The sequence below is a fragment of the Phytohabitans sp. LZ39 genome, assembly GCF_059359075.1.
Map to the genome: position 1 here is coordinate 177,875 of NZ_JCADBM010000003.1, position 12,769 is coordinate 190,643.

Below are 12,769 nucleotides of genomic sequence, written 5' to 3' on the forward strand. Positions count from 1 at the left end.
GCTACGTGCTCTAAGCTGCTGGTCGTGAGGAGTACGCCATGAACATCGGCGAGATCGCCCGGCGGGCCGGAGTGTCCCGCAGCACCGTCTCGTACGCGCTCAGCGGCAAGCGAGTCGTGTCCGAAGAGACCCGCCAGCGCATCCAGGCCGTCATCGACGAGCTTGACTACCGGCCCAACGCCGCGGCCCGCGCCCTGAAGGAGGGGCGCACCCGCACCCTCGGCCTGGTCATCCCCCCGGCCAGCCTGCGCCTCACCGACATGCAGCTCGGCTTCGTCGCCAGCGTGGTCGAGGCCGCCGCCCGCGTCGACCTCGACGTGCTGCTATCCCCGTCCGGCGGCGACCACGACCGCTCTTTCGAACGGATCGTCAGCGGCCGGCGGGTCGACGGCGTCATCCTGATGGAGATCCGCCTGGAGGACGAGCGGGTCACCCGGCTACAGCAGACCGGCCTGCCGTTCGTCACCATCGGCCACACCGCCCACCCGCACGGCACGTGCTGGGTCGACGTCGACTACGCCACCCTGATCGCCCGGTGCGTACACCACCTCGCCGACCTCGGCCACCGCCACATCGCTCTGGTCAACCGCTCCGCCGAGCTCGTCGCCGCCGGCTACGGACCGGCACAGCGCGCGCTGACCGGGTTCACCGAGGCGATCGCCCAACGTGGACTGACCGGCGTCGACCTCTGCTGCGCCGACGACGCGGCCGGCGGCGAGGCCTGCCTCGAACAGCTGCGCGACGAACACCCCGACGTCACCGCCATCGCCACCATCAACGAGGCCGCGCTGCCGGGCATACAGCGCGCCCTGGAACGCGCCCGCGTCGTCGTCCCCCGGGACATGTCCATCGCGGGCGTCGCAGCCCGGCACTGGGCCGAGGACTTCCGCCCGCCGCTGACCGCGGCGGACGTGCCCACCGAAATGGGCAACCACGCCGTCGACCTGCTGCTGGAACGCATCGCCACCCCCGACGCACCACCCCGGCACCTGCTGCTCACCCCGCCGATCTCGCTGCGCGCGAGCACCGGCCCGGCACCCACCAGGTAAGCCACCGCCCCCACTCCGGGACGAGCAGTTCTCCGCTCGTCCCGCGATCCCTCCTGGAGTTCGCCATGCGACGTGCCCTCCTCACGACCCTCGCCCTCGCCGCCGCCCTCCTCACCAACGCCGCGCCCGCACAGGCCGCGGACGAGTCCATCGCCGTCAACTTCTCCGTGGCCGGCGGCTCCCCCACGTACCGCGCCTCCGGCTGGATCTACGGCATGACCGAGAACGCCTCCGGCCCCGCCGACCACTTCTACCGCGACGTCAAGTTCCGCTACATGCGGGCCGGCGGCGCCCAGCTCGGCCAGCCCGGCGGCTGGGTCGCCGGCACGTACGACCGGCGCTGGAACTCGACCCTCGCCCAGGCCCGCCGCACCATCGCGCTCGGCGGGCAGTTCGTCATCCTCCCGCACGACCTGTGGGGCGCCGACGGCTACCCGATCTCCCGCTTCCCCGGCGACAACGGCAACTGGAGCGACTACGACGCCTTCCTCACCAGGCTGATCGGCGACGTGCGGGCCGCCGGGATCGCCGTGCAGTGGGACATCTGGAACGAGCCGAACCTCGGTCTATTTTGGAACCGCCCGCAGGCGCAGTACTTCGAGCTGTGGCGGCGCACGTACCAGCGCCTGCGCGCCGAGTTTCCCAGCCACCTGATCGTCGGACCGAGCTGCGCCTGCGTGCCGTCGACCGGCGGCTGGTGGGTGCAGTACCTCGACTTCGTCCGCGCCAACAACGTCGTGCCGGACATCGTCAGCTGGCACAGCCTGCCCGGCGACCCGGTCGCGAACGTGGGCGTGGCCAACTCCACATTGAACTCCCGGGGCATCCCACACCCGCGCCCGTACCAGATCAACGAGTACGGCTCCACGAGCGAGCAGAACCCCGGCGACGGCTCCTGGTACATCGCCCGCCTCGAGCGTGCCGGCGCCGACGGGCTGCGCGCCAACTGGGCCAGCACCAACAACCTGCACAACGACCTCGGCAACCTCCTGACCCGCAACTCAGCCGGCCAGCACCTGCCCAAGGGCGAGTGGTGGGCGTACCGGTTCTACGGTGGACAGACCGGCACGATCGCGTCCGTCACGCCGAGTACCGCGTACGACGCCTTCGCGACCAAGGCTTCCGGCGTGGCCAAGGTGCTCGTCGGCGGTGGCGGCACCACCGGCAACATCGCCGTCAACCTCCAGCGCCTCGACACCACCAGCGGCATCGTGCAGAACAACCAGGTGCGCGTCGTCGCCCAGCGCATCCCGTACAACGGCGGCGGCGCCGTGCAGGGCCCGATCACCATCGCCAACACGGTCGTGACGCTGTCGGGCAACGCCACCACGGTCAACCTGCCGCACTCCAACGCCGACGACACGTTCAGCATCACGCTGCTGCCGCCCTCGGACGGCGGCTTCCAGTCGGTGGCGGTCGCCCAGCACTCCCAGCAGTGCCTCGACAACACCAACCTCGGCACCGCGGACGGCAACCAGCAGCAGCAGTACTACTGCGAGGGTGGCGACCAGCAGCTGTGGAACTTCCGCCCGGTCGCCGGTGTCGCCAACACCTACACCGTCGTCAACCAGCAGAGCGGCAAGTGCCTCGACGTCAACGGCGCGTCCACAGCGGACGGTGCAGCGGTGCAGCAGTGGACCTGCGGCAGCGGCACCAACCAGCAGTTCACCCTGCGGAAGGTGACCTACGGCGGCAACGACGCCCACGACTACCAGCTCGTCGCCCGGCACAGCGGCAAGTGCGTCGACGTCAGCGCCATCTCGACCGCCGCGAACGCCCGCGTCCACCAGTGGACCTGCAACCCTGCCGGCCAAGGCAGCCCCCTCAACCAGACCTGGCGCCTCTGGGGCCGCTGAAGGCAATTGCCGGCTGCCGCGACGCTTGGCCTATCGGGCTTGCACCGCGGAGATGGCAGCGGAGGCCGGGGATTTCGGCTCGCGCCAGCGAGCCGCCGGCCTCCGCGGTCTCCGGCGGGAGCGGCGGTCCGCCGGTGACGCGACCCGGGACCTGAACTGGTTCTTTTAGCCGTAAAGGGCAAAGGATGGTCGATCAGGCCCAGCCGTTTCGGGCGGCGACCCAGCCGAGCTGCATGCGGGACTCGACGCCGGCGAGGTCGAGCAGGTGGCGCACCCGCCGCTGGAGTGTGCGCAGCGACAGGTCGAGCTGGGTCGCCACGGCCTGGTCGGTGAGCCCGGCCAGCAGCAGCGCGAGGATTTTGCGGTCGAGCTCGCTGGGCCCGTCGCGGTCCCGTTCGGCGAGGCCGTCGCCGGTCGGCTCCAGCGGGTACGCGCGCCGCCACACGTTCTCGAAAAGGGCGTCCAGTGCGGAAAGCAGGCCGCTGCGGTGCAGCAGGACCGCGCCCGGCTCGCCGCCGGGCTCGGCGGCCAGCGGCACCAGGCCGAGGTCGTCGTCGGCCAGCACGAGCTTTATCGGCAGCGCGTCGACCACGCGTACCTCGACGCCGTTGCGCAGCGAGGACACCGTCTCGCCGACCGCGCCGGGCTGGGCGAGCACCGAGCGTTCCGCGACGACGCGAAACCGTACGCCGCGGCCAACCGCCGCGTCCTCGGCCGGGTTCTCGCCGGGCGGCACCGCCACGAACGGTGCGGTGACGAAGGTCCGGATCTGGGTGCGGGCGGCCGCCTGCACCTGGAGGAACCGGTGGCGGATGGCGTCGACGCCGCTGACCACCTCGATGAGCTCGTCGAGGCTGCGCCCCGCCACCGCCGCCCGATGCTCCTCGGCGAGCGTGACGAGGGCCCGTTCGGCCGCCCGCAGCTCGTCGCGGCGGGCGCCGAGCAGCGCGCCGAGCGCCATCGCGGGCGGCGCGGCGGCGTACGCGTCGACACCGGTGGGGATCGCCAGGCCGAGGTCGACAAGGCGGGCCAGCGCCGCCTCCGCACCCGGCCCGCCGAGGTCCGCGGCCGTCGCGGTGGGCACGCCCAGCAGCGCGCGGTAGGCGGACTCCTCCTCCTGGCTCAGCCCCAGCGCGGCGAGCATCGGCGCGCCCGCCCACCCGTCGAACGGCCTCATCGCAGCCCGTACGCCCGGACGATCTCCTGACTGATCCGCCAGCCAGTGCCGGTGGCCGCGGACGCGCGCAGGGAGATGTAGCCGTGCTTCGGCGGCTTGAGGGTGCCGACTCCGTTGTGGAGGGTGACCTTCCGCCACGTGGCGCCGTCGTCGTACGAGACGTCGAGGGACAGCGAGGTGACCCGGCCGGTGCCGGTGCCGCCGGGCTGCGGGCCCGCCGTCACGCCGATCCGCTGGGTGGTGCCGCCCTTCACGTCGCCGCGCAGGTCGGTCTCCAGCCGGTAGTCGAGTTGGAGCAGCGCGAGCGGGACGAAGTCGTCGGCGTCGTTGGAGCTGGAGACGAAGTCCCACTCGGTGTGGGTGCGCGTCGACAGCCGCCACCGCTCGGCCGGGCGGGACGCGTCGAGCACCAGGCGGTACGGCAGCGTGCCGGCGGGCACCTCCGCCCACTGGAGGTCGGCGCCTTGCGTGTTCTCGTGCAGCAGTTTGCCGCCCTGGTACAGCTTCAGGTGCGTCGGCAGCTCGCCCCACTCCATGTAGCCGCCGTGCTCCAGCGTCTCCCCGGACGGGCTCCACGCCTGCGCGTTGACCGTCAGGTAGTCCCGGTACCGTCCATTCTGGACGCCGAAGGTGCGGCTGAAGGCGGGGCGGGTGGCCGGGGCGAACCAGTCCAGCCGCGTCGTGGTGCCCTTGCGGTAGGCGTCGTGGTACGAGGTGTCCGTCCAGATGCCCTGCTGGTGCGACTCGTGCCAGACCTGGTCGGGCGTGACCCACTCGGTGCGGGTGCCGGCGTACCACTCCCGCTCGCGGAAGCCGACGCTCGGCGTGAACGTCATGTCGTACCGGAAGCCGGCCCCTTCGCCGTCCTCGACCGCGTGGTAGCGCGCGTCGATCCGAGCCAGGTCCCGATGGCTCGGCTCGTAGGTCAGGGGCCGGTCCGGCACCGCGCCCGCGTAGTTGCGGGTCAGGTCGTAGACCGTCGTGGTGTACGGCCGCTGGGTGACGCCGAGGGTCAGCCGCTCCGTCTTGGCCAGGGCGACAAGCGCGGCGCCCGCGTCCCGGTGCACCGAGGCGACCGGGATCGGCCGCTCGCCGACGTACTCGCTGAGGACGCCGGGAGCGTCGTTGACGACGAGCAGCACCGCGGCACCGGCGGCGACCGCGTTGGCGGCGCGCTCCTCCGGGCCGACCGCGTCGCTGCGGGTGACCACGACGATCTTGCCCTTCGCGTCGACGCCGGCGAAGTCCGCGCCGGTCCCCGCGTAGACCACCTTGTGCCGGCCCGAGCCGCCGGTCAGCGTGGAGCCGGGCTGCACGGTGGTGTCGCCGAACCAGCTCACGGTCAGCGGCGGCTCGCCCTTGCGCCAGCGGGTGGCCAGTGTGAACGCCGACCGGGTGCCTTTCTTCGTCGGCAGCACGTAGAGGTCGTCGTACCGTACCGGGATCATGTACGCGTCCCGGAACTCGCCGCCGTCCGCGTACTCGACGGAGAAGTCGAGCTTGACCTGGCGGTCCTCGGTGCGGCCGGGCGCGGCGGTGTCCAGCAGGCGGGCCCGGCGAGCGTCCAGCACCACCTGCGCCGGTCCATCCAGGACGGTCTCGGGCGCCACGAGCAGCGCCAGGCCGAGCGCGTCCGGCCGCTCGCCGCGAACGTCCAGATAGGACGCCGCCGAGTACGTGCCGGGCGGCAGCCGCAGGGTCAGCGCGCCGTCCACGTCGTAGGCCGAGGGCCAGAAGTCGCCGGCCCGGTTGAGGACCACCCGCGCCTTGGCCGGCCGGCCGTCCCGGTCGACGAGCTTGACGGTCAGGTCGTAGCGCTCGTCTTCCTTGACCAGACCGAGGGCGGTACGCGTGACCGGCTCGCCGGTGGCGGCGTCGGTGCCGGCGAGGTAGCCGGTGTGGCGCCCCGGGTCCGCCGCGGTGGGGTCGCCGGTGACGGTGACGTCCACGGCGCCCCCGGCCGGCACGGTCACCTCGCCGGGTGCGGTGAAGGGCGCCGCGGCCGACAGCCGCAGCGTGCGCGCGGCCGCCCCGTCGTTGGTGAACGTGACCGTCCTGGCCACCGGTCCGTCGCCCGGCTCGTGCGGCCAGTCGAACGCTCCGAAGTAGACGGACCCGGTCGCCGTCACCGCGCTGGTGACCGCGGCCGCCACGTCGAGCCGGCCGGCGCCCACCTCGTACGGCGTGTGGTCCACGCCCTTCGCGGTGCTCATCAGCGCGTCCTTGAGGCGCTGGCCGGACCAGTCCGGGTGCCGCTGCGCCAGGATCGCCGCCGCGCCAGAGACGTGCGGCGTCGCCATCGACGTGCCGCTGATCGACCGGTACATCCCGGTGCCCTCGGGCATCTGCTGCGAGCGGGCGGCGTTGATGTCGACGCCCGGCGCGGCGATGTCCGGCTTGACGGCGCCGGTGCGGAAGACGGGGCCGGTGCTGGAGAAGTACGCCAGCGCGTCCTGCTTGTCGACCGCGCCGACGGTGAGCGCGCTCGCGGCGGCGGCGGGCGCGCCGATCGTCTCCGGCCCGGAGTTGCCGGCCGCGACGACGAAGAGCGTGCCGTACCTGGCGGAGAGTGCGTCCACCGCGGCCGACATCGGGTCGCTGCCGTCCGTGGGAGCGGCGTCGCCCAGGCTCATGCTGACCACGTCGGCGCCGGACTCGGCGGCCCACTGCATGCCGGCCAGCACCCACGAGTCCGCGCCGTAGCCGTCGTTGCCGAGCACCTTGCCGACGATCAGGTCGGCGCCGGGCGCCACGCCCTTGAGCGCGCCACCGGACGCCGCGCCGGTGCCGGCGATCGTCGAGGCGACGTGGGTGCCGTGCCCGTCGACGTCCGAGGTGTCCTCGCCCGGCACGAAGCTGACCTTCTCGCCGACCTGGCCGGCCAGGTCCGGGTGGGTGGCGTCCACGCCGGTGTCGAGCACCGCCACGGTCACGCCGGTCCCGTCGTACCCGGCCGCCCACGCCTGCGGCGCGCCCACCTGCGGCACGCTCTCGGACAGCGCCGCCTCGACCCGGCCGTCGAGCCACAGCTTCGTGATGCCGCCACCGCCGGCCGCGGCGGTCCAGAAGTCGCGGGCCCGCTTCTTGTCCGCGGTGAGCGCGGCGCCGCCGACGCTGGGCAGCTGGCGCACCACCCGGCCGCCGGCGGGTGTCGCGGCCCGCTTCCGGGGGTCGAACGTGGCGATGAGCGGGACGGTCGCGGTCTTCGCGTCGTCGTACCCCATCTCGACGAGGTCGGTGACGTTGAAGAGCCGCCGGTCCAGCCGGTCGGCGGAGAGCAGCGGCAGCACCTCGTCGGGCAGGACGTAGAGGTCGCCGCCGCTCTCCTGGACGTGCACCCCGCCGGTCGCCTCGTCGGGCCGGTCCACCTCGGCGGTCTGCTCACCGCCCGCGTGGGTGGTGACGGTGACGACGTCGCCGGTGACCAGCGTGACGGTGTGGGTGGCCGTCGTCGCCTGGCCCACGGGTGTGCGCGGCGCCGCCTGGGCGGGCGCACCTCCAGCGCTTCCCGTCGCGGCGAGGGTCAGCGCGACGAGGCAGGTGAGGATCTTCGTGCGGGGCATGGCAGAGGTCTACCGTGCCGCCGGCCACCGCGTGAATAGTCCGCTCGTGGCGGAGTTGCGCCATGGCGCGATCCCGCCACCGGCGCCGCCCGGCCCGGTCAGCACCGCCGCGGGTTGAGCCGCCGCGGCGCCGGGGACGTAGAGAGAAACGTGGGTAGAGCGCTGGCACGACGGGTGGTCCTCGTCGCCGTGGCGGCCGGGCTGGTCGCGATGCACCAGCTCGCCGGCGGGCCAGCCGCACACACCCGGCCGGCGCCCGCGGCGCACGCGGCGCTGGTGGCACCCGGTCACTGCCCGCACGCGGAGGGCGACGACTGCCCCGATCCATCGCACAGCCATCCGGGCCAGGTATGCCAGCCCCACCAGGGGTCGAACGGCCCCGATGGCATCCCGGCCCTGGCCGTGGCGCCCGCGCCGCCGGTCGAGCCGCCGTTGCTGAGCGCGCGGACGGCCGCGTCCGAAGCCGGGGACGGCAGCGGTCGCGGGCCGCCGGGTCTGGCAGAGCTCTCGCTGCTACGCGTATAAGCCGACTCCCCGCCGACCACCGACACGCCACATCGGGTGCTCGGTCGTCGGCCGCTGCCCATGACATCGCGACGATGACCTACAAGGAGTCGATCAACTATGCGTGACAACGCAGCCATTCGCCGCGCGGGCGGCCTCGTCTCGGCGACCGCCCTGCTCGTGTTCGCCGCCGCCTGCGGCGGTGACGCGGACGGCGAGAGCGGTCACACCGGCCAGCGGCAGCCGGGCGCCGACGCCAGCGCGTCGGCGGGCGTGGCCGGACACAACGACGCGGACGTCCGGTTCGCGCAGGGGATGATCCCGCACCACCAGCAGGCCGTGGAGATGGCCGAACTCGCCGGCACCCGCGCGGCCAACCAGCAGGTGAAGGCGCTCGCCGCCAAGATCGCGGGGGCGCAGGCGCCGGAGATCAGCGTGATGACCGGGTGGTTGGCCACCTGGGGCGCACCGATGCCGTCGACCACCGAAGGCGGTCACGACATGGGAGGCAGCCACGCGGGAATGATGAGCGACGCCGACATGGCCGGTCTGGAGAAGGCCAGCGGCGGCGAGTTCGACCGGATGTTTCTGGACATGATGATCCGCCACCACGAGGGGGCACTGTCGATGGCCACCGCTGAGCAACAGCAGGGCCAACAGCCGGACGCCAAGGCCCTGGCGAAGAAGATCGAGGCTGACCAGACCGCCGAGATTCAGCAGATGAAGACCCTGCTCGGCACCCTCTGACCGGCCCGGGTGGTCCCGGCGTCCACCGCGGGCGCCGGGACCACCCCAGCATTCACACATGTGAATTGAATATGTACGATCGGCGCGGGAGCCGCCAAGCCGGCGCGGGCAGTCTTCCCCTACCCGCTCACTCGACGCTGGAGCGTTTCATGCAGGCTTCGAAGCGGGCCAAACAGCTCGCGCTCGGCGCGGTCGCCATCGTGGCGGCCGCGTTCACGATGATCGTCATCGCCCAGGCCAACCCGGCCTCGGCGCACGGCTCCACCACCGACCCGCCGTCGCGTAACTACGGATGTTGGGAGCGCTGGGGTGACGACCACCTCAACCCCACCATGGCACAGACCGACCCGATGTGCGCCCAGGCCTGGCAGGCCAACCCCAACACCATGTGGAACTGGAACGGGCTGTTCCGCGAGGGCGTGGGCGGCAACCACCAGGCCGCGGTGCCGGACGGCCAGCTGTGCAGCGGCGGCCGCACCCAGGGCGGGCTGTACGCCTCGCTGGACGCGGTTGGCGAGTGGGTGGCCAAGCCGATACCGAACAACTTCACGCTGACCATCACGGACCAGGCGAAGCACGGTGCCGACTACCTGCTGATCTACATCACCAAGCAGGGCTACAACCCGGGCACGCCGCTCACCTGGGGCAGCCTGGACCTGATCCAGCGCACCGGCAGCTACCCGACCACCGGGCTCTACCAGGCCCAGGTCAACGCGGGCAACCGCACCGGCCGGCACGTCGTCTACACGATCTGGCAGGCGAGCCACCTCGACCAGCCGTACTACCTGTGCAGCGACGTCACCTTCGGCGGCGGCACCAGCACCACGCCGCCCGTGACGACTCCGCCCGTGACCACGCCGCCGGTCACCACCCCGCCGGTCACGACACCGCCGCCGGGCAACGGCGCGTGCACGGCGGCGTACGCCAAGAGCAGTGAGTGGAGCGGCGGCTTCAACGCCACCGTGACGGTCACCGCGGGCAGCGCCGCGATCAGTGGTTGGACGGTCCGGTGGACCTGGGCCAACGGCCAGAGCATCACCAGCTCGTGGAACGCGACGCTGACCGCGAGCGGCGCGGCGATAACCGCCGCCAACGCCAACTACAACGGGCGGTTGAACGCCGGCCAGAGCACGAGTTTCGGGTTCAACGGCACCTGGAACGGCACGAACACCGCGCCGACGCTGACCTGTACGGCCAGCTGACGTAGGGCGGCGGGGCGGCACCCACCGTGCCGCCCCGCCGCAACGGCACCGCGCCCGCGGCTCCCGCGGCCTGCCTAGTCGAGGAGTACGCCCGGGTTGAGCAGGCCGGCCGGGTCGAGGGCGGCCTTGATCCGGCGCATGGCGGCGATCTCCTCCGGTGCTCGGGAGAGCGAGAGCCAGGGCGCCTTGGCCCGGCCCACGCCGTGCTCGGAGCTGATGCTGCCCCGGTGCGCGGCCACGAGGCGCAGCACGGCGTCGGTGACCTCCTCGGCGCGCTCTCCGGCGTCGAGCACGTTGACGTGCAGGTTGCCCTCGTTGAGGTGGCCGAACAGGATCGCGCGGGCGGCGGGCGCGACCGCCGCCACCGTGGCGGGCAGCTCGGCGACCAGCGCGGACAGCTCGCCCAGGGGGACGCACACGTCGAGCTTCGTCGGCACGCCGGCGGTGCTGATCGCCTCGGTGTGCGACTCGCGGTAGGACCACAGCCGTTCGAGGCCGGCGCGGTCGGACGCCACCGTGGCGTCGTCGACGGCCTCGCAGGTGGAGAGCATCTCCAGCACGTCGTCGGTCGGGTCGGTGCGGGCGGCGCACTCCAGCACCACGTAGGCGCCGGCGGCGTCGGCGAACGGGGCGGGCAGCTTGGCGTACGAGCGGACCAGGTCGAGGCCGTCGGGGTAGAAGATCTCGGCCGCCGACAGGCTGGGCAGTCGCGCCCGGGCGGCCGCGAGCAGATCCAGGGCCGCGTCGGTGCCGGCCACCGCGACGAGGGCCACCGCCCGCGCCGGCAGCAGGGGTACCAGCCGGAGCCGCGCCCGCGTCACGATGGCGAGCGTGCCCTCGCTGCCGGCCAGCAGCTGGGTCAGGTCGTAGCCGGTGTTGTCCTTGGCCAGCCCGGTCAGCCTGGTCAGCACGGTGCCGTCGGCCAGCACGGCCTCGAGGCCGGCGACCTGGGCGCGCATGCTGCCGTGCTGGAGCACGCGGATGCCGCCCGCGTTGGTGGCGATCATGCCGCCAACCGTGGCGGCCGAGCGGGCGGCCAGGTCGACGCCGAAGTCGAGCCCGGCGGCCCGCGCGTGGCCTTGGAGCTTCTCCAGGGTCACGCCGGCGCCCGCCGTCACCTGGGCCTCGACCGGGTCCACCGGGTCCAGCTGGCTAAGCCGGGTGAGGCTGACCAGCACTTCGCCGCCGGCCGGTACGCCCGCACCGACGAGGCCGGTGTTGCCGCCCTGCACCACGATCGGGGCGCCGGCGGCCGCGCAGGCGCGCACCACCGCCGCCACCTCAGCGGTGCTGGCCGGCCGCACGACGCAGCGGGCGCCGCCGGTGAAGCGTCGGGTCCAGTCCGTCTCGTACGGCGCGCGCAGGTCTCCGTCGACAAGCACGTGCGCCGGGCCGACCACCGCCCGCAGCTCGTCCTCCAGGTCGCTCACGAGAGGACTCGCAGGCGGATGGTCTGCTCCATCTCGCGCAGCCGGGTGAGCACGTCTTCGGAGTAGTCGACGCCGACGTCGGTCAGCAGGTAGCCGTGCTCGCCGCGGGTGGCCAGCAGCTGACCCTCGATGTTGACCGCGTGCTCGGCCAGGATGCTGTTGACCTGCGCCAGCACGCCCGGCGTGTTGCGGTGCACGTGGGCGATGCGGTGGGTGCGCGGCTGCTGCGGCAGCGCGATGGTCGGCAGGTTGACACTCAGCGTGGTGTTGCCCTCGCTGACGTACTGGGCCAGCTTGTTGGCCACGAACCCGCCGATGTCGGCCTGTGCCTCCTCGGTCGAGCCGCCGATGTGCGGGGTGAGGATCACGTTGGGCAGGCCGCGCAGCTCCGACTTGAACTCGTCGCCCCGACCCTTCGGCTCCTCCGGGAAGACGTCGACGGCCGCGCCCGCGATGTGGCCGCTCTGGAGGTGTCGCCGCAGCGCCGGGTAGTCGATGACGAAGCCGCGGGACAGGTTGAGGAACAGGCTCCGCGGCCGCATCTTGGCGAACTGCTCCTCGCCGAAGAAGCCGCTGTTGCCGGGGCGGCCGTCGACGTGCAGGGTGACCGTCTCGGCCACCTCCAGCAGCTCGTCGAGCGTGTCGCAGCGCTTGGCGTTGCCCAGCGCGAGCTTGTCGGCGGTGTCGTAGAAGTACACCCGCATGCCGAGGTTTTCCGCCAGCACGGACAGCTGGGTGCCGATGTTGCCGTACCCGACGATGCCGAGCGTCCGCCCGCGGACCTCGTGGCTGCCGGTGGCGGCCTTGTCCCACACACCCTCGTGCATGGAGTTGTTCTTCTCGACCACCCGGCGGGCGAGCATGACGATCTCGGCGAGGGCCAGCTCCACCACGCTGCGGGTGTTGGAGAACGGCGCGTTGAAGACCGCGATGCCGGACCGCGCGGCCGCCGCGAGGTCGATCTGGTCGGTGCCGATGCAGAAGGCGCCGACCCCGAGCAGGTGCGGGCTCGCCGCCAGGACCCGCTCGGTCACCTGCGTCTTGGACCGCACACCCAGCAGGTGTACGCCCCGCACGCGCTCGATCAACTCCTCCTCGTCGAGGGCGGAGGAAACTGTCTCGACGGCGCATCCCGCGGCACGCAGCCGGGAGACGGCGTCGGGGTGGATGCTCTCCAGGAGCAGTGCGCGCAGCGTTTCGTGGCCGGCCATGACGTCCAATCCAGTCGCGGATCTCGGCTA

The 12,769-nt window shown here is 72.7% G+C and carries 9 protein-coding genes; 5 read left to right on the plus strand and 4 right to left on the minus strand.

Annotated features, from left to right (window positions below; all coding sequences use genetic code 11):
• Window positions 1–38 precede the first annotated feature (38 nt).
• The gene (locus AC5L36_RS07385) at window positions 39–1,049 is read left to right on the plus strand and encodes a LacI family DNA-binding transcriptional regulator (protein WP_441220923.1); all 1,011 of its coding nucleotides are present in this window, start codon (window positions 39–41) and stop codon (window positions 1,047–1,049) included.
• 65 nt (window positions 1,050–1,114) lie between these two features.
• Complete coding sequence (locus AC5L36_RS07390) at window positions 1,115–2,905, plus strand: RICIN domain-containing protein (protein WP_441220925.1); 1,791 nt, start codon at window positions 1,115–1,117, stop codon at window positions 2,903–2,905.
• A 193-nt stretch (window positions 2,906–3,098) separates the two neighbouring features.
• Here AC5L36_RS07390 and AC5L36_RS07395 read toward each other — a convergent pair whose 3' ends face one another.
• Both AC5L36_RS07395 and AC5L36_RS07400 read right to left on the minus strand, forming a co-directional pair.
• A complete protein-coding gene (locus AC5L36_RS07395; RefSeq protein ID WP_441220927.1) occupies window positions 3,099–4,082 on the minus strand; it encodes a transcriptional regulator TrmB in 984 nt (327 codons plus the stop codon).
• Window positions 4,079–7,645, minus strand: a complete 3,567-nt coding sequence (locus AC5L36_RS07400; RefSeq protein ID WP_441220929.1) for a S8 family peptidase — start codon at window positions 7,643–7,645, stop codon at window positions 4,079–4,081. Before AC5L36_RS07400 ends, AC5L36_RS07395 begins: the two co-directional genes overlap by 4 nt.
• A gap of 150 nt (window positions 7,646–7,795) precedes the next feature.
• Here AC5L36_RS07400 and AC5L36_RS07405 point away from each other — a divergent pair, with 150 nt between their 5' ends.
• From AC5L36_RS07405 to AC5L36_RS07415, 3 genes are all read left to right on the plus strand, one after another.
• Entirely contained in the window at window positions 7,796–8,170 is a 375-nt protein-coding gene (locus tag AC5L36_RS07405; RefSeq protein ID WP_441220931.1) for a DUF6153 family protein, read from the plus strand.
• 99 nt (window positions 8,171–8,269) lie between these two features.
• Entirely contained in the window at window positions 8,270–8,896 is a 627-nt protein-coding gene (locus AC5L36_RS07410) for a DUF305 domain-containing protein (RefSeq protein WP_441220933.1), read from the plus strand.
• Window positions 8,897–9,045: 149 nt separating this feature from the next.
• On the plus strand, window positions 9,046–10,098 hold the full coding sequence (locus tag AC5L36_RS07415) for a lytic polysaccharide monooxygenase auxiliary activity family 9 protein (protein WP_441220935.1): 1,053 nt from the start codon (window positions 9,046–9,048) through the stop codon (window positions 10,096–10,098).
• A 74-nt stretch (window positions 10,099–10,172) separates the two neighbouring features.
• Here AC5L36_RS07415 and AC5L36_RS07420 read toward each other — a convergent pair whose 3' ends face one another.
• Complete coding sequence (locus tag AC5L36_RS07420; RefSeq protein ID WP_441220937.1) at window positions 10,173–11,528, minus strand: FAD-binding oxidoreductase; 1,356 nt, start codon at window positions 11,526–11,528, stop codon at window positions 10,173–10,175.
• Window positions 11,525–12,739, minus strand: coding sequence for a phosphoglycerate dehydrogenase (gene serA, locus AC5L36_RS07425; RefSeq protein ID WP_441220938.1), 1,215 nt, complete (start codon window positions 12,737–12,739; stop codon window positions 11,525–11,527). Before serA ends, AC5L36_RS07420 begins: the two co-directional genes overlap by 4 nt.
• Window positions 12,740–12,769 lie beyond the last annotated feature (30 nt).

Excerpts from the sequence above, each read along its gene's own strand:
- AC5L36_RS07410 (WP_441220933.1), top strand. The coding sequence starts at position 8,270 with ATGCGTGACAACGCAGCCATTCGCCGCGCGGGCGGCCTCGTCTCGGCG.
- AC5L36_RS07395 (WP_441220927.1), bottom strand. The coding sequence starts at position 4,082 with ATGAGGCCGTTCGACGGGTGGGCGGGCGCGCCGATGCTCGCCGCGCTG.
- AC5L36_RS07415 (WP_441220935.1), top strand. The coding sequence starts at position 9,046 with ATGCAGGCTTCGAAGCGGGCCAAACAGCTCGCGCTCGGCGCGGTCGCC.
- AC5L36_RS07390 (WP_441220925.1), top strand. The coding sequence starts at position 1,115 with ATGCGACGTGCCCTCCTCACGACCCTCGCCCTCGCCGCCGCCCTCCTC.
- AC5L36_RS07400 (WP_441220929.1), bottom strand. The coding sequence starts at position 7,645 with ATGCCCCGCACGAAGATCCTCACCTGCCTCGTCGCGCTGACCCTCGCC.
- serA (WP_441220938.1), bottom strand. The coding sequence starts at position 12,739 with ATGGCCGGCCACGAAACGCTGCGCGCACTGCTCCTGGAGAGCATCCAC.
- AC5L36_RS07385 (WP_441220923.1), top strand. The coding sequence starts at position 39 with ATGAACATCGGCGAGATCGCCCGGCGGGCCGGAGTGTCCCGCAGCACC.